The 17,250-nt window shown below is 44.5% G+C and carries 17 protein-coding genes; 11 read left to right on the forward strand and 6 right to left on the reverse strand.

The features are described from left to right. Positions 1–60: 60 nt before the first annotated feature. From AB6D58_RS12160 to AB6D58_RS12185, 6 genes are all read left to right on the forward strand, one after another. Positions 61–1,857 carry a M3 family oligoendopeptidase gene (locus tag AB6D58_RS12160; protein ID WP_372157374.1) on the forward strand — a complete coding sequence of 599 codons (1,797 nt, stop codon included), beginning with the start codon at positions 61–63 and terminating at the stop codon, positions 1,855–1,857. A gap of 278 nt (positions 1,858–2,135) precedes the next feature. Further along, positions 2,136–3,164: a succinylglutamate desuccinylase gene (locus AB6D58_RS12165; protein ID WP_017059157.1), complete on the forward strand. Its 1,029-nt coding sequence runs from the start codon at positions 2,136–2,138 to the stop codon at positions 3,162–3,164. Positions 3,165–3,297: 133 nt separating this feature from the next. Then, entirely contained in the window at positions 3,298–4,293 is a 996-nt protein-coding gene (btuC, locus tag AB6D58_RS12170; RefSeq protein WP_017065523.1) for a vitamin B12 ABC transporter permease BtuC, read from the forward strand. Further along, positions 4,280–5,038, forward strand: coding sequence for a vitamin B12 ABC transporter ATP-binding protein BtuD (btuD, locus tag AB6D58_RS12175; RefSeq protein ID WP_136978782.1), 759 nt, complete (start codon positions 4,280–4,282; stop codon positions 5,036–5,038). Before btuC ends, btuD begins: the two co-directional genes overlap by 14 nt. A 29-nt stretch (positions 5,039–5,067) precedes the next feature. Beyond that, positions 5,068–5,427 (forward strand): DUF6559 family protein, encoded by a 360-nt coding sequence (locus AB6D58_RS12180; protein ID WP_102320089.1) that lies wholly within the window; start codon positions 5,068–5,070, stop codon positions 5,425–5,427. A gap of 487 nt (positions 5,428–5,914) precedes the next feature. Next, positions 5,915–7,375: a lytic polysaccharide monooxygenase gene (locus tag AB6D58_RS12185; RefSeq protein ID WP_372157386.1), complete on the forward strand. Its 1,461-nt coding sequence runs from the start codon at positions 5,915–5,917 to the stop codon at positions 7,373–7,375. Between the two features lie 224 nt (positions 7,376–7,599). Here the strand turns inward: AB6D58_RS12185 and AB6D58_RS12190 are convergent, their stop codons facing one another. From AB6D58_RS12190 to AB6D58_RS12200, 3 genes are all read right to left on the reverse strand, one after another. Next, positions 7,600–7,833 (reverse strand): hypothetical protein, encoded by a 234-nt coding sequence (locus tag AB6D58_RS12190; protein ID WP_102393880.1) that lies wholly within the window; start codon positions 7,831–7,833, stop codon positions 7,600–7,602. A gap of 59 nt (positions 7,834–7,892) precedes the next feature. Continuing rightward, positions 7,893–8,612: a hypothetical protein gene (locus tag AB6D58_RS12195; RefSeq protein ID WP_372157376.1), complete on the reverse strand. Its 720-nt coding sequence runs from the start codon at positions 8,610–8,612 to the stop codon at positions 7,893–7,895. 98 nt (positions 8,613–8,710) lie between these two features. Continuing rightward, positions 8,711–9,550: a LysR family transcriptional regulator gene (locus tag AB6D58_RS12200; protein WP_017070907.1), complete on the reverse strand. Its 840-nt coding sequence runs from the start codon at positions 9,548–9,550 to the stop codon at positions 8,711–8,713. A gap of 193 nt (positions 9,551–9,743) precedes the next feature. On the opposite strand from AB6D58_RS12200, the gene gntH reads away from it, so the two are divergent. The 4 genes from gntH to AB6D58_RS12220 all read left to right on the forward strand — a co-directional run bounded on the left by gntH (position 9,744) and on the right by AB6D58_RS12220 (position 13,310). Then, on the forward strand, positions 9,744–11,369 hold the full coding sequence (gene gntH, locus AB6D58_RS12205; protein ID WP_017070906.1) for a guanitoxin biosynthesis MBL fold metallo-hydrolase GntH: 1,626 nt from the start codon (positions 9,744–9,746) through the stop codon (positions 11,367–11,369). Between the two features lie 126 nt (positions 11,370–11,495). Then, a complete protein-coding gene (locus AB6D58_RS12210; RefSeq protein ID WP_017068282.1) occupies positions 11,496–12,011 on the forward strand; it encodes a hypothetical protein in 516 nt (171 codons plus the stop codon). A 185-nt stretch (positions 12,012–12,196) separates the two neighbouring features. Next, positions 12,197–12,706, forward strand: a complete 510-nt coding sequence (locus AB6D58_RS12215) for a hypothetical protein (protein ID WP_372136537.1) — start codon at positions 12,197–12,199, stop codon at positions 12,704–12,706. Positions 12,707–12,821: 115 nt separating this feature from the next. Next, positions 12,822–13,310 carry a GNAT family N-acetyltransferase gene (locus AB6D58_RS12220; RefSeq protein ID WP_017068284.1) on the forward strand — a complete coding sequence of 163 codons (489 nt, stop codon included), beginning with the start codon at positions 12,822–12,824 and terminating at the stop codon, positions 13,308–13,310. Positions 13,311–13,425: 115 nt separating this feature from the next. Here the strand turns inward: AB6D58_RS12220 and AB6D58_RS12225 are convergent, their stop codons facing one another. Beyond that, the gene (locus AB6D58_RS12225; RefSeq protein WP_372157378.1) at positions 13,426–14,001 is read right to left on the reverse strand and encodes a nucleoside triphosphate pyrophosphohydrolase family protein; all 576 of its coding nucleotides are present in this window, start codon (positions 13,999–14,001) and stop codon (positions 13,426–13,428) included. 213 nt (positions 14,002–14,214) lie between these two features. Between AB6D58_RS12225 and AB6D58_RS12230 the strand changes: the two genes are divergently transcribed. After that, the gene (locus tag AB6D58_RS12230; RefSeq protein ID WP_248401338.1) at positions 14,215–15,285 is read left to right on the forward strand and encodes a diguanylate cyclase domain-containing protein; all 1,071 of its coding nucleotides are present in this window, start codon (positions 14,215–14,217) and stop codon (positions 15,283–15,285) included. Positions 15,286–15,313: 28 nt separating this feature from the next. On the opposite strand, the gene AB6D58_RS12235 is transcribed toward AB6D58_RS12230, so the two are convergent. Both AB6D58_RS12235 and AB6D58_RS12240 read right to left on the reverse strand, forming a co-directional pair. Next, on the reverse strand, positions 15,314–15,880 hold the full coding sequence (locus AB6D58_RS12235; RefSeq protein WP_229647273.1) for a DUF1415 domain-containing protein: 567 nt from the start codon (positions 15,878–15,880) through the stop codon (positions 15,314–15,316). Between the two features lie 85 nt (positions 15,881–15,965). Beyond that, positions 15,966–17,165 carry an MFS transporter gene (locus AB6D58_RS12240; protein WP_372129758.1) on the reverse strand — a complete coding sequence of 400 codons (1,200 nt, stop codon included), beginning with the start codon at positions 17,163–17,165 and terminating at the stop codon, positions 15,966–15,968. Positions 17,166–17,250: the final 85 nt, after the last annotated feature.

Raw genomic sequence — 17,250 nt, forward strand, 5'->3', positions numbered from 1 at the left:
GCGGCGTTCACAGCCGCTATACCTGATTGGTATTACTACCTACGTGAAAGGAATTTAGTCATGACAACACCAAGTTGGGATCTAAGCATTGCTTATCGCGATCTTGATGATGCAAAAATCGAACAGGACATTGAACTCATTCAGCAGTGCATTGAGCTGTTGAACCTACACGTTGAAAAGCGTCATATCATTCTAGCGATGCAAAACGCGATTCAGACTTCAGAAGCGGCAGGCACATTACTGAGTACAATCAACACCTTCGCTAATTGCCACGCATCGGTCGACGCGACACACACAGAAGCGAAAGTATTGCTTGGTCGTGTAGCGAAGCTGAACTCTGAAATGTCTCAAGCGTTCAGCCCTTACGAAGATACGCTAATTCACGCAGAACCAGAATTTATTGATGCAGTATTAGAGCATGATAGTGCGGACGTAGCAGGGCATCGCTTTGCGATTGAAAGCTCTCGTAAGTTATCAAGCAGCCGACTCAGTGTTGCTGAAGAGCAGTTATTGGCAGCGATGAAGGTTGATGGTCGTGACGGATGGGGTCGTTTATACGATAACCTAACCGGATCTTTAAAACTGTCGCTAAAGCTGGACGGTGAAGAGGAAGCCCTAGGCTTTTCACAAGCCGCGAGCCTGTTGTACGGCAGCGAATTCGACAAGCAAGAACCAGCATGGCGCGCGGTTCAAGGTGCGATGAAAACGCACCAAGAGTCTTTTGCTTCGATTCTAAATGCATTGGCGGGTTGGCGACTGACTGAAAACAAAAAGCGTTCGAAGATTAGCGATGTGCATTTCCTAGATCCAAGCCTACACGGCAGCCGCATTGTGCCAGAAACGCTAGACACCATGATGTCGGTAGCGAAAGCTAATCGAGCTGTTGGTCAGAAAGCAGGTTTGTTAATGGCAAGAGTTCACGGGCTAGATGAAATGAAGCCTTGGAATCACTTAGCTGCGATGCCGCCGCTGGGTGACGCTGAATCTAAGGTTTACCCATTTGATGAGGCGATCGACGTGATCAAAACTGCGTTCGCTGAAGTAAATCCAGAGATGGCTGATATTGTCGCTTTGATGGTTGATAATGGTTGGATTGATGCCGCACCAGCAGCCAACAAACGTTTAGGCGCTTACTGCACCAAGTTTGCTGCTACACGCACTCCGCTTGTGTTCATGACATGGAGCGGTAGCCGCTCAGATTTAATGACATTGGCACACGAGTTAGGCCACGCGTTCCACAACTGGGTGATGAAAGACATGCCGTTGTGTCAAACACGCTACCCAATGACGCTGGCAGAAACCGCTTCGATCTTTGCTGAAAATATCGTTCGAGACCATTTGTTAAAACAAGCACAAACACGTAATGAGAAACTTGAAATGCTGTGGGAAGAGCTTTCTTCTTCTTTGGCATTAATGGTGAACATTCCCGTTCGTTTTGAGTTTGAAAAAGCCTTCTACGAGCAGCGTGAAAAAGGCGAGCTAACGGCTCAGCAGCTGTGTGACTTGATGGAAACGACTTGGAAAGAGTGGTATGGCGATGCAATGACAGAAGCTGACCCTTACTTCTGGGCGAGCAAACTGCATTTCAGCATCTCTCAAGTAAGCTTCTACAACTACCCATACTTGTTCGGTTACCTGTTCAGTAAAGGTGTTTACGCTCAGCGCGATGCGAAAGGTGAGCAATTCTACGGCGATTACGTTTCGTTGCTTCGTGATACGGGCAGCATGATGGCGGAAGAAGTCGTTCAAAAGCACTTAGGAATGGACCTGACTCAAGCTGATTTTTGGCAACAAAGCATCGACATGGTCAAAGTTCAAATCGATGAATTTGAAAGATTGCTCGATCAGGAAGATTAATTGATCTCAATCTGTTCATAGCAGGTAAGAGCTGTGTTAGCTTACGTGGCTCTTATCTTGCTGGCATAACCTGAGATAAGCCGAAACAACCAAAAGTCTCTTTAAATAGAGAAAGTTATTTGGAACAGATGTCGGTTAGTAAAGTCAGCAGGTAATATAAAAATATATGGGTAGTATTTGTGAGTGATAACGGAGTTTCTGTTGATAAGTGCGATCCTAGCAACACAATTTCTATGTACAATTTATTAACATACGGCCGTGCAATTAAGGAGTAGCGCATGACGAAGACCCTCTTTCGCCAATCATTTCTTTTTGACAGCCTAGATCTTGAGCAAGAAGTGTTTGCAGGACAGACCGTACTGAGTAACGGTGTTCAAATTAAGCTTCATCAACGCGGTGTCTTGGAAGTGATTCCCGCGGATTTTAATTCTGAAACCAAGAACATCATTTTTTCAACCGGTGTTCATGGCGACGAAACTTCACCAATGGAGCTGATCGATAAGCTCATTGAGGATATTGAAACAGGTTTCCAAGTAGTAAACGCGAGATGCTTGTTTATCATAGCTCACCCAGAAGCCACTAACGCGCATACTCGTTTTCTTGATGTGAACATGAATCGTCTGTTTGATGAAAAGCAGTACGAGAGCAATCGAGAAGTGGATATCGCGAAGAACTTGAAGTTCTTGGTGACTGAGTTTTACAAAGAAACGGAACCTGCCACTCGTTGGCATCTAGATTTGCACTGTGCAATCCGTTTATCTAAGCATTACTCGTTTGCAGTGAGCCCTAAAGTTCGCCACGAAGTACGCAGTAAAGAGCTGTTTGATTTCATTAACAGTGCGCACGTGGAAGCAGTGTTGTTGTCAAATGCGCCAACCAGTACATTCAGTTGGTACAGTGCTGAAAACTTCGAAGCGCAAGCACTGACAATGGAACTAGGGCAGGTCGCGAGAATTGGTGAGAACCAACTTGATAAGCTAACGGCTTTTGACTTGGCGATGCGTAACTTGATTGCTGAAGTTGAGCCAGAGCATTTACCTAAGCGAACCATCACTTATCGCGTGAGCAGAACCATTGTTCGTTTACATGATGACTTCGATTTCATGTTCTCAGATTCTGTAGAGAACTTTACCGCGTTCAAGCACGGTGAAGTATTCGGTCATGATGGTGATAAACCGTTAATGGCTAAGAATGAAAACGAAGCGGTGGTGTTCCCTAATCGTAATGTTGCTATCGGTCAACGAGCAGCCTTAATGGTGTGTGAAGTTGAAACGCGATTCGACCATGGTCAGCTTGTGTACGATTAATATCGACTCGGGTTTAAACGACGAAAACAACCGCTCAACTGGTTGAAATATCAAGGTTCACATTACGGTGTGAGCCTTGAGTTTATTTGGGGATACAGGTAAGGTTACGCGAACAATTTCAAAGTAGCTTGATATGGATTTCCAACAACTTCTTCACCAAAAACAGCGCAAATGGACCCGAGCCATTTATCTGATGGCAGCACTGCTTGTCGCGCTGAGTGCGATTTACCTAATGGTTGGCGATCTTTTCATTTCCCCTCTGGGCACCTTGTCCACGTTAGAACAAAAACTACTGGTTGATTTACGCTTACCTCGATTATTGGCGGCTATTGCCATCGGGGCAGGGTTAGCTGTATCTGGCGCAAGCCTACAAGTCTTATTGGGTAATGTATTAGCAGAGCCAGGTGTGCTCGGCATTTCTGGTGGCGCAAGCTTGGCGATGGTTATCGTACTGTTCTTCTTGCCGTTTGCTCCCACACCTGAACTGTTCATGATTGCCGCCGTTTTAGGCTCGCTCTGTTTCACCGTGATACTGGTGAGCATGGTAAAAACGATGCGACTCACCACGGCTAAACTACTGCTGGTGGGTGTGGCGCTAGGTATTCTTTCTGGCGCGATGGTGACATGGGCGTTCTATTTTAGTGATGACTTAAGCCTACGCTTGTTGATGTATTGGCTGATGGGCAGCTTAGGTGGCGTGACTTGGTATCAACACTCGCTCACGTTAGTGATGATCCCCGTGATTATTTGGCTGTGCCTGCAAGGTAGTAAGCTAGATAAGTTAATGATTGGCGAAACGCATGCCGCACAGTTAGGCGTAAACGTACCGAGATTGCGCTGGCGTCTAATTTTCGCCGTGTCTATTTTAGTCGGCTGCGCGGTAGCTTTAGGTGGCGTGATCAGCTTTGTTGGCTTGGTTGTGCCACACTTGTTGCGTTTAGCGATTGGTACTGATAACAAATACCTTCTTCCTTTGTCTGCCGTTGCTGGCGCTGCGTTGTTGGTGTTTGCTGATATCTGTGCAAGAACCTTATTAGATTCCGCAGAGCTGCCTTTGGGTGTGATGACCACCAGTATCGGTGCGCCTATCTTCATTTGGATGTTAATTAAAAATCATGATTCAAATTAAGAGCCTGAGCGTCGGCGCTCGTTTATTACCACTATCATTTGAGCTCAAGCAAGGGCAGGTGACTCACGTTATCGGCCCTAATGGCAGCGGTAAAAGTACCTTGCTCGAAGCGATATCTGGAATTGGTGATGGTTACAAAGGCGATATAAAGATCGACGGGCAGGATTTGTCGGAGCTGTCTTTACAAGATTTATCATTGCATCGTGCTTACTTGTGCCAAAGCGCAAGGCCAGCCTTCAACTTAGAAGTGTTCCAATATCTTGCATTGTCACTGCCAAGCTCCTCACACGGCCTTGATGCTGAAATCAACGCAGCTTTGGAAGAAATCAGCCAGATGCTAGACATTGCAGACAAACTTCATCGCTCAATTCAGACACTGTCTGGTGGTGAATGGCAACGCGTACGTTTGGCGGGAATGTGCCTGCAAATTTGGCCGACACTTAACCCATACGCGAAGCTGCTGATCCTCGACGAACCCGCAGCTCCGTTGGATATTGCTCAAGAAGCCTTGTTGTACAAGCTTATCGAACGAGTGGCTGAGAAGGGCATCGCCGTGATCATGGCTAACCATGATTTGAACAGAACACTAAGACACGCAGACCAAGTGTTGTTGCTCGATAAAGGTGTACTTCAAGCATCAGGCTCAGCTGATCAAGTGCTTACCCCTGAGCAGCTAGAGTCCGTGTTCAACACCGAAGTCAAAAGTATCTCAGTCGACAATCAGACCTATCTGCTGTTTGGTTAACTTAAGCTCATCAATACAAGGCAATCTATATGTTTAGATATATTCAACGACGACGAATCAAGAAAGTAATCAAATCACTTTCTGCAAAGTTGGTGAAAGCGTACGGAAGCAGTGACTTTTTCTCTATTGGGCAAGTAGAAACGAGTTCATGTGAATTAAGTAAGCGCCAACAACTGGTTGCCTTAGCATTGTTTGCTGATCCACAAGACCTTGCTGCTGAAATTGCTCCAGCCATTCAATTGCTGCGTAATAATGTGTCTAATGACTTCTTCGGTGGTGAGGAATATAACGCGCGTGATGTACTTAATTTGTTGGGCGGTGGCGGTTGGAAGGGCGGTCGTATGGACGATGATATGTCGAATCGATTTGGCATGAATAGCCGCTATTAGTTTAGCTCGTTCAAATTAACGTTTAATGATTTATCCATTTATAAACGTATACGCTCAATAGCTTAGCGACTTTACAGCAGTCTCAACAACGTAATAATAATGATGATAAAAAGCACTCAATATCATTATTTATGCGAGCGTTTCACTCCAATTAATTCAATGAAAAAATACCTTCCTAGCGATCTATTTTCTTAGGGAATGCGTAATTTTTGTCGGTAAAAATTGATAATTCGAACCAATATCATCTATCTACAACGCATTTGTTTGAGTTGTGTGATGCTGATTCCTATTAATATAAAACCCGCTGTTATTGATAAAATTGACGTATATATTTTTCGTTGTTCTTTAAGTCAGAAACTATAAACCTTCGAATTACAGTGCTGGTTGGTTAGTAACCAATTGGTTTTGTGTTTAGGGTAAAATAATAGAGAGTGGGAAAGTGACAACAATAAATAATAATATTCTAAAAATAGCAGTGGGTATGGCTATGCTATCGAGTGTGCCGTCAGTGGCAAATGCTCATGGTTGGTCTGAGTTTCCAAGCGCGCGTCAGAACACGTGTTACGAGCAAGGCGGGATTTGGTCGGGTACACCACCTAATGCTGCGTGTGCTCAAGCAAAAGACATTTCGGGTTCATACCCGTTTGTTCAACGTAACGAGTACGCGAAAAATGTCCAAGATTTCAATAATATCAATGCTGTAAAAGCGGCGATTCCTGACGGCACGTTATGTTATGCCAACGATTCGCAAAAACGCGGCATGGGTGCGCCTCATACTGGTTGGACTCGTACCGAGCTAAATACTGGTACGTTTGAATATGTATTCAATGCGACAGCGCCACACAACCCTTCTTTCTGGGAGTTCTACCTAACGAAACCAAACGCGGACCTAAGCAAAGGCCTAGCGTGGGGAGACTTAGATCTTATCCAAGAAGAGGGTAACGTTCCGGTTAATGGCGGCAAGTACCGCATTAATGTCACTATTCCTTCAGACCGTTCTGGCGATGCGATTCTATTCGTTCGTTGGCAACGTGATGATGCTGCGGGCGAAGGCTTCTACAACTGTTCAGACATCACTATCGCGGGTGGCACAACCCCTCCACCAGAGCCGGGTCCAGAGCCTGATCTAGTGCGTGGTGACCTGTTTGTTTCTGACCAGTTTGGCACGCCAGAAATTGGTGATACGGTTAAATACGACATCATCAACAAGTATGGTGAAGTAGCGCGAAGCTTCGACATCGTCATTGATGCTTCAAACGTTAACGATTGGGCTCGTTTGTTAGCTTCAGAAATTAATGGCTGGCACGAAGAGTTTAAAGATGGCGCGATCTTCATTGGTGACTGGCATGCTGAAATGCAGCACTACATGTACTTCCAAAACGATCCTTCACGCAACTTCTTCAACTCAAAAGATAGCCGTGCTTCTGGTCAGTTAACGCTGATTGACGGTGGCGACGGTGGTGTTGAACCATTGAAAGGTGATATCTACGAGCTAGTGAAGAGTGACAACGTAGTGAATGCTGGCGACAAAGTTGTAATTGCAACAAGCGAAGCGGCGACATTGACTCAAACTCAAGGTACTTCTGTAAGCATTCAAAATAACGGCACGGCTTCTATCGTAGTTGATACCACTGGCATCACTGCAAACGAAACTTTATCGTTTATGGCTAGCTCGATTGAAAGCGACAGTGTTGAAACCTTCACTTTTGAAGTAATTGCCGATGACGTGACACCAGACCCAGATCCAACGCCGGATCCTGATCCGACTCCTGACCCAGACCCTACGCCAGATCCAGGTACGTGGGACTCATCAGCGACTTACCTTGGTGGCGAAGTCGTGACTTACTCGAACCAGTCATGGAAAGCACAATGGTGGGTTCAAGGTGGCACTAACCCTAAAGCGACTTACGAAAATGACAAATGGGGCGTTTGGCGTCCAGCCAACTAATCTTAACTATTGTTAGTTAATTAGCCTTGCAATAATAACCAAGACACCACACTTTTTGACGAGTGTGGTGTCTTTTTTAGTCTCTGCATTTGCGGTTTTGAATGTCATCAGCCTAGAAAAAGTGATTCAGGAACGGAGTCTTAATCACTCAGCACGGCTCTATAAGAAGATGAGAGTTATATAGAAAACAAGAGCTATATAACGTTTTGTAATGTGTTGACGAATTATTTCAGAATAAGGTTTTCTTTAATCTCATCGTTAAGATACCCCTGATCAAAATCTGGTGTCATAAATTCGACGGAGGAGGAGTCTAGATAGCTGGTTTCTAGATGACTCGGCTCTAGATAATGGGGGTCTAAGTGATCAGCACTTACGTAGGTGGGAATCGCAGAAAACAAAACGATACTGATCGCGGCAGCGATATTAATGGCTTTGTTGCGTTGAGGAGTCATTTTCATAGTAGTGCCCTCGAAAGGTGGGCAAATCCATCTGCCTATGAGAATTGAATCTGAGATGTTTAGAAGTCGTAAGACAAACCAAGCGTAATGATATTGTCGTTGTCGATCGGGCCCATCGATTGGCCGTTCAAGTAAAGGTCACCTTCGTTGGTATTGAAGTAGGTGTATTTCACGTAGGGTGTCCAGTCGTCGATGCTTTTAGAGAGAACGACTTCGTGCTCATTGGTACGGTAGTCGCCTTGATGAAAGATTACGTTGTCATCGTTGTGGGTAAACCCGCCATTGGATCCATCACTGTTTTCGTGAGTGTATTGATAAGCTAAATCCCAGCCTGCGAGTGAGTACCCCGCACCGGCGATGAACTTATTGGTGTTAATCGTGGTGTCGCTTACATTCTCGAGTACTTGCCCTGACTGGTTATACCCCAATCCACTGAAGACATTGAAGTTGTCGTTCACTTGATAATCGATAATACCTTCGATTAATAACTCTTCACCGTTGTCCCATTTACCAAGCTCACCGTATAGGTTGAACGTCAAAGACTCGCTGATGTGAAAATCGTGCCCGTAACCCGCTGCCAACCAACCCTGGTCATCAAAACCTATATAGACTTGTCCATTTTCTGAGGTATCGATTAATGCGCCAGCTTCTGTGGTGTAGACACCGTTATCAGCAGCATTAGAGGCAACGTTTTGTTCGATGTAAACTTGAGTCGAAGTCGCAAACGCTGCGCTGCTGAGTAACGTAAGTGGTAGAGCAATAAGGTTAAGCTTTTTCATGGATTCTCCAGTGTCGTTCTATTGAATTAACTTGCTGGAGAGTATGTGATTAAATTGAATTTATATTAATAGGGTTAACTTTAGTTAAAACCTCAGTTTCATTTATGTTTTCTTAATGCCGACTTGATTGCTTCGCGGGTTTTGATGTGTTGTTCGTCGTTAGCGTAACGGCGGTGATAGAGCATCCGAAACGTGATCGGTCTTAATTTGATGGGGATAGGGTGAACGCGTAAGCCAAGCGCCGGTGCGAGCATTTCTGCAAAAGAACGAGTAGAAGCGGCAATATAATCCGTCGTGCTCGCCAAAATCAGCATGCTTGAAATTGAGCTGGTTTCAATTCTGACTTTTCTCGGCTCGATATCGCTCTCTGATAAAAACTCGACTGTGTTCATGTTGGCGCGTTTGATCTTGAGTGCAATATGCTCCTCTTGGAAATACTCTTCTTTACTTAGTGTCTCACCAATTCGAGGGTGGTTGATTCGAGTCAGACACACGGGCTCCTCATCGACGATGGTTTCTTCAATCAATGAGTGTTTCTTACTCGAAAGTACATCAATGACGATATCCACTTTTTGTGCAGTAAGCGCATCAAACAGTTCTTCCTCTTCGAGCGGCGCTTCCGTGAAGCTTACGCCTTCAACCTGGCTAACGAAATGAAGCAAGCTCTCTGTGCAATAGACTTTAAGGTCATTCTTTTGCTGCTCAACCGTTCCAATGATGTTCAATGGGTCTTCTATCTTATTAGCGAGTGATACCGCTGCTCCAGTGGGCGCGATACCTCGCCCTTCTCTCACAAATAAAGCCTTGCCCACGACACCTTCGAGTCTCTTAATCGCCGCACTTACCGCGGGCTGAGAAATATCGAGCTGCTCTGATGCCACGGTGATAGAGCTGTGTTTGTAAACGGCCAAAAATGTCGTCAGTAGATTAAGGTCCAAATTCAGTTCCCTCTATTCTTATTGGCACTCATCCAAATCATGGTGGAGTTATCATTAACTCATAAATGAAATGGAGGTTTTAAGTAAAGTTTACACTATATATCAAGGTTCTGTTTATTAATAAACTTGTTTGCATCGGAGTGAGGAAGGAACTTCATTCATTTACTAAATACTCAGACCGATAGGTGAAACTATGAGAACTTTCGCAAAATTATCAATCATCTCTACAGCAATGATCATCACGACAACCGCTTTTGCTGCTGACCCAATGATGCAATACAACACCAAGCAAACTAACTCTGATATTCAAAAACTCGAGAAATTTGAATATCACGAGGGTGAAACCCTTGAAGAGTATCTGAGCACTCAACCTAAGGGGAACTTGTACTCTTCAGAAGAAGAGGTGCTTTCTGTGTTAATGGGCGGTGTAAACAATGGTGACTATCGCAAAGAAACCAATTCAGGTTGGAAAGAAGGCCTGATGTTTGAGGGCATTGCACCTTATGGCGATCACATGGTGTCGGGCGCCAACTGGTTCCCACGCACTGAAGAAGTTCAACCGGATGAAATGCGTGTCACGTTCATGGGGACATCACCAATGATTCGCCCGGGGCAGGCAAACACCTCGATATACGTCGAATTGGGTAACGGCTCTAACTTTGTCTTTGATTTAGGTGAAGGATCAATTGCGAACTACGTAGCGGCGGGTGTCGCGATGAATGAACTCGACCATATCTTCATTACTCACTTACACGTAGATCATTACGGCTCGTTACCTTACCTGTATAAATTTGGTGGTTGGAATGGTCGCTGGGAAAAGCCGCTTAACATTTATGGTCCGAGTGGTGCGACTCCAGAATATGGCACTCGTCATATGATTGAAGGCATGCAGCAAATGTTGAACTGGCACACCGACGCATTTGATGTGTTCCCATCAGGCAACGACATAGTGGTACACGAGTTTGATTTCCGCGACGACGGAGGTGTTATCTATGACCAAGACAATGTGGAAGTGATTCACTGGCGACGCAGTCACGCAAAAGATGGCGCGTCTGGTTACCGCTTGAATTGGACTCAAGATGACGGCCGAGTGCTTTCGTTTGTTTGGACAGGAGACGGTCGCCCAACCGAGTTGGATTTGAAATACGCAAAAGGTGCAGACTTGTTCATTACTGAGCTGCAAACCGAAACGTTTGGTGTGTCGTCGATTATTCAAGGTGTGCCGCCATTCTTAGCACGTTACACCGTTGATACTCACCATACACCAGCGTACGCGGCGGGTTATGTGGCGAATGAAGTACAACCGCGCTTGTTCATGACAACGCACATGACATTCGACCCATATCTCAATGAGGAAACCGTTGCAGAGGTTCGCCACCATTGGCAAGGGCCTTACCACTTCGGTGCGCCAGATGGCATTGTCGTTAACATGACTAAAGATAATGCGTGGGTTCGTGAAGGTATTTTACCTGACTTCCCGAATGCGCGAGCGCCACAATTTGATATGGCCGATGGGTCTGACTTTAGAATCCCGCTGCCGAAAAACAGCCGTGAAGACATACAAGAACAAGAGATTCGTGATTTAGAGTTGGATCCAAAACTGTACTACCCAGAAGGCTACCACCCAGAGCTGTTAACTGAGTGGCCAGTCGACCGTGACATCGTGATCCCAGCTGAACAAGTACCAGAAGCAATGAAGCAAGGTATGAACACCAAGCAAGAATACATGGATAGAGTGCGTGCTCACCACAACCTTGAGCGCAAGTCGGTAAGCCGTCCAACTGAGCCTGGTGAAGGAGCAGGAACCGACAACAAATAGGGTATTTGCAGTGAGGGCTGATATTGCCCTCACATCCTAAAAAGTTAGGTAAATAAACCCATTCTATTACTCAATCATAAAAACTATTGCTTACAACATCTTTGCTTAGAATATCTGGAGTTCATTATGAAAAAATCAATTTTAGCGGTCGTCATTCTATCTTTAGTGTCAGCGTCTGTTTTCGCTAACGGACAATCCAATGCTCACAACTATCAACCTGGTGCGACGAATAACTCAGAACGTTTAGCGGATATTGATCCTAACTACGAACTGACCTTACCTTCAGAAAAAGAAGGCTACACCATGTATGACAACCAATCCATGTCTGATGGCGGGACCTACACAACGTATGTCAAACCGAATCCTTCCGATGCAATGCATGTCGCCGATGAAGGCTCGCTAAAAATAACGCATGGAGAAGGTGGTGTCATTATGACGGAATACACCACAAAGAATGGCCAACACACGTTTTCAGTGATGTGCGGCTACACCTCGGGTCCATCGTACTGGGCTGACGGAAAACCAGCGAAGGTATGTGAAGAGGCGCAAGCACTAGCGGTTGCATTGGAAGCAAAAGGTGAATGGGAGGTGAAGCCAATGACTTACACCATCGCACCAGCAAGAATCGTAGTTGATAAGTGATTTTTGTCTATAGAACGCTCGTTATATCGAGCCTCGTTATCCAATCATATTGATTATTTGTAGTGAGACAGAGGGGTACTCAGGCTGAAATGGTCTTGAAGTTCCCCTTAACTTAGCTCATCTCACAAGAAGCTAAGTCAGCCAACTAATCAAATTTGTATTCGAAAATACAGAAGGTCTATCCCATGAAAAATACCATTAAGCTACTGGCTATCGCATGTGTTTTACTTACTCCAATGCATGTCGCCGCTGCCGAACATAATCATAGTCACAATCATTTTAACCCTGAATTAGAGAAACTTGGCGACGATATTATTGGTCTAACCGTGTGTTACAAAAATGGTCATCTATCAGATGAGAATCAAGAGCCTGCGTTTATGAACCTTATCAACCATGCCAATGTCGAGGGTGAGGAGTTGGGGATGTACTACATGGATAAGTTGGGTCCTAAAGCGGAGCAAATTATGAGTGATGACGACGCTCGTCGCTTATGGACTCAAGATTATTGTGCTGATTTGACTGACACTTATTTGGATTCAGATAAGTTAGCTCAAAGATCAAAGGAACATCAAAGTCATTCACACGGCCACGATCATGGACATCACCATAATCACGATCACCATGGACATGGTGACTTGACACCGGAGGTACTTGAGCAAGATATTGAGAGAGGGCGTTTACTCAGTATCAATTAAGCCCAATAAGATAAGTTCATCTAACCTATTGTTAAATATTTACTATTTGTTAGTGTGTTTAGGTGCACATTAAGGATGTGTTTCATATTTAGCGATGAAAATAGTAGGAGTTGCGATGAGTATTATAGTGAGACGGTCTGAACCGTCAGATGCAAAGGGAATAAAAGAAGTTTACGAATGCACTAATGCTTATACCGGTACGCTGCAACTCCCAAATCCATCTCTGGAAAGCTGGCAAAAACGAATCTCTAATATGCCTGACAACGTGTACTCGTATGTCGCGATGATCGACGATGAGATTGTTGGCAACTTGGGAATGGAAGTGTGTGTGAACCCAAGAAGACGACATGTTGCTTCATTTGGTATGGGTGTTAAAGACGATGTGTTAGGCAAAGGTGTGGGTAGTCAACTGCTCGCAACAGCAATCGATCTGTGTGATAACTGGATTAACATCAAGCGAATGGAGTTAACGGTGTATACCGATAACGAAAGAGCGATCAGTCTGTATAAGAAGTTTGGTTTCGTGATTGAAGGAGAGTCCGCAGGGTTCGCTTTCAGAAATGGCGAATATGTGGCGGCTTATCATATGGCACGACTGGTATAGCGCTTAGCTACACAGTTAGAATTTACGGACAGATAATAAAACGCCACGTTATTTGAACGTGGCGTTTGCTATTCAAGTTAGCTGAAGCTTTTAACCGCTTCAGTCTTAACCTTACTTAAGCCGTTAGTGGCTCAAGGTTCGCAGGGCGGTAGTGTACAGATTTTAGTACCTTACCTTGGCGAACTGTCTTGCCTTCAGATACGAAATCTTCCGCACACTTAGCGATGATGTATTCGCCTTTTTGAACCGCCATCAGTTTGATGTTCTGCTTAGCATAGAAAGCTTCTGTTTCAGCGTATTCAGTTTCGTTGCGACACACTTTGCTCATGTTGCTTGAGTGTACTTCGTCCCAGCAAGGCAAGAAGTCAATTGAGCGGTTTTTAGAAACATTCAACAGTAGGTCGATCAGGTAGCTGATTGCTAGATTGTCTTCAACCTTAGCTTGACCAAGGTGAACCAAGCGTCCCATCAAAACATAAACGCTGTCTACAATAGCGTCCGCTTGTTCGATTTTAGAGTCAGCTTCTGCAAGTTCTGTTAGTTCTTCGATCGCTAGAGAGGTATGTAGCGTATCGCCTTTTTCGTCCATTGTTTCAGGAGCAGCAACCGGCAGATCAAAAGTACTGCGGAACTCTTCAATGTCGCGGTAAAGGTGATCGTAGATTTCTTGGTTTAGTTGAGAAAGGTTCATATTCCTATCCATTTTGTTTCGTTAATGGACCATTTTAACAAAGGTAGTAATGGGGTGCTAACGCAAAGTGGAAGAACGCGACTTTTATTCATTGGACCAATGAGGTATTTTGCATACAAACTAATTGATTATTATGTTTTTTTACACTTTACTCTTCTTAATATACGAAATATTAATGTTGCCATTAATGTCAGCAGTAGTGGAATCCCATTTATGAACCAAGCCAGTGAAAGCGAAATTGTTATACGCCGCTTGTATCAAATCACCAATGATTATCGAAAGGGCTTCGATATTCAGATCGCTCAGCTGCTTATTATGGGGCTTGAACGCTTCAACCTTGATATCGGTATTTTATCTAAAGTCGATGGCAATACTTATGTTGTTGAACATTGTGTTACGCCTGAAGGGGTAGAACTCAATAGCGGTGACACTTTTGATTATCGTTCAACCTATTGCGAAATTACCTGTAAATCGATTGGTCCTATCTGTATTGAGCATTGTGGCAAACACGATAAGTATGCGAAGCATCCTGCTTACCAGTCTTTTGGCTTGGAGTCTTATATTGGGGTTCCCATTTTCGTTAATGATGAGCTTTATGGCACCTTAAACTTTTCAAGCCCAGCACCCTATCATCGTGAGTTCAAAGAGTTCGATGTCGACGTGATGAGACTAATGGCGTCATGGATCGAAGTGGAGCTGGTTAGAAGGCAGCAAGAAAGAAAGCTAAAAGAACTGAATGAGAAATTGGAGTATCAAGCTCTGTATGATCCTCTGACACACTTACCAAATAGACGTTGCTTGTTCAAAACATTGAATGCAGAAGTGGAGCAATTAAAAGGCTCTTTAGGAAAGGGAACCTTGGCCGTTGTCGACATCGATTTCTTTAAACAGGTCAATGACACTTATGGCCACCAAATGGGCGATGTTGTCTTAAAGAAAGTGGCGAACGTGCTGAGCAATAACACTCAAGAGGGTGAGTTTGTGGCGCGTTTTGGTGGTGAAGAGTTCATTCTTTGGTATCCAAATAAAACACCAAGTTGTGTTGAAGATAAGTTCATGACTCTTTTGCAAGAGATGAAGAAAATCACACTCGATAGAAAGCCTGTCACTATATCAATCGGTGCGTGTCATTTTGAGTTGAGTACCGGGGATACCAAAGGGGAAAGGATGTCGGCGTTAGATAAGCTGATCAAAGTTGCCGATGAATGTCTGTACATTGCGAAACAAAATGGACGAGATCAGTTCATTTCTCGTCCATATCATCAAGAGCGCTCAGGAATTTGAACCATCTTGTTAGCGATTAACTGAACTATTAGCTAAACAAGTAAGGGAACAGTTTACGGCGTTCTTCTGGTGTTAAAGACTCAACTCTCGCGATGTTGGTATCAGGAATCGCTTCAGGGTTAGGGTAGTGCTTTAACACCTTTTCCATACTTGCTTCACGAATCAAATGGTAAACCGGGTACGGAGAACGGTTCGTTAGGTTTTCATCGTCTTCTGGATCTGCACCACCAAAGCAATAGTCTGGATGGAAGGTTGCCACTTGGTAAACGCCTTCCCAATCTTGCTGTTTGATCAACGCTTCAACCCAATCAATGAACATGTTGTAGTCGAAGAAGTCTTGCAGCATGTTAGGAACCACCACTAAAGTCGTCTCTAATTCAGCGACTGGCGTGTTATCTAACTCTACGAAATGCATCATGATGTCTTGCAACAACGCTTCTTCCGTATTTGCTTCACTCACAAAGATCTTAATCTGTTTATTACGTTGTGGCTTGGCTGCGAATGGACACAGGTTTAGGCCAATAACGACATCGTCTAACCACTGTTTTACTTGGTCGTGGATGGTTTGAAGATCTGTGCTTTGAGTGTTCGACATAACAGGTTCCGAAATGAAATTTTGCGTAGGATATCAGAACGGACGTCAATCAAAAGCAATAATTGAGTTACAACCTTAGTCGTACTTATGCTTGTGCAAGTTTAGACGCCGATACTTGTAGCTGTTTCAACTGGTAGACCCAAGCAAATATCGCAACATAGAAGATTGAACCGCCCGCAATCACGCCATTCCAACCGAACAGTTGCCAGCAATACAAGAGTAAGAAACCACCTAAGCTCCCGCCAATATAATAGTGAACCAAGTAAAGTGCGGTTGCTGTCGCCTTAGCGCTTGGTGCTTTTTGACTTACCCAAGAGTAGGCAAGGGTATGGGCGAAGAACGCACCGCCACTAATCAATAACAAGCCTGCTAGCATGAACGGGACTTTGTCGACGGCAGAAATTAGCATACCGATTAAGCTAATACACACGCCCATCAATATTCCGCTTAACGGGTCAAAGCGAAGTGTCCATTTGTTCGAGAGCTTAGAGCTTACCGTTCCGGCCAAGTAACATAGGAATATCAGTGAAGCTAAACCTACAGGCACTGAGTGAGGTTCGGATACCAACCTAAAGCCCATTACTGAATACAAGTTAACGAACAGCGCGAAGTTAGCGCCACCAATCAACATCGCGAGCCACAAGGTACGGTTTCTTAAGTGCATTACAACCGAGCGGTTATGATGAAAGAACAACCCTTTCTGAGGTTTGAAGTTTTGTTGGTCAGGCAGGCTATACGCAATATAGAGTGCGCCGATTAAGGAGCCGACCACGAAAAACACTACCGTAGCGTGCCAGTCAAAGTAATCCGTGATTAAGCCCCCGAGTACACGTCCGAAAATTCCACCCAATGAGTTGGCTGCAATATAACCGCCGATCGCGACTGCGAATGCTTTGGGTGATAACTCTTCGACCATATAAGCAACAGCCACGCCCGCAAAAGCAGCAACGGCGATTCCCATGAATGCTCTGGCAATAACAAGTTGCAGTAGAGTGGTTGTGAACACCATGCTCAATCCAATCAAAGGAATAGCGAACAGACTGAACAGAATAATGGGTTTTCGACCAAAGGTTTCAGAAGCGATTGCCCAAGGCACCAAACTGATTGAAAGCCCAAGTGTTGTCGCGGCAAACAGCCAGTTGATTTGAGTTTCAGATACTTGGAAGTGCTCAGCCATATGCGGCAAGATAGGCTGAAAGAGGTAAAGGTTACAGAAAATGATAAACGAGCCAATCGCCAATGATTGGGTGATGCGTTTGTATTGAGGACTGCCTTTATCAAACATTTACGTTGTGCCTGCGCGAGTTAGTAAGCTATTTGTGAACAAGTTATCAGTACAGGTGCGATTAAAGAAATATATTAAAAATATC

The sequence above is a fragment of the Vibrio sp. 10N.239.312.D08 genome, from assembly GCF_041466145.1.
Classification (GTDB): domain Bacteria; phylum Pseudomonadota; class Gammaproteobacteria; order Enterobacterales; family Vibrionaceae; genus Vibrio; species Vibrio crassostreae_C.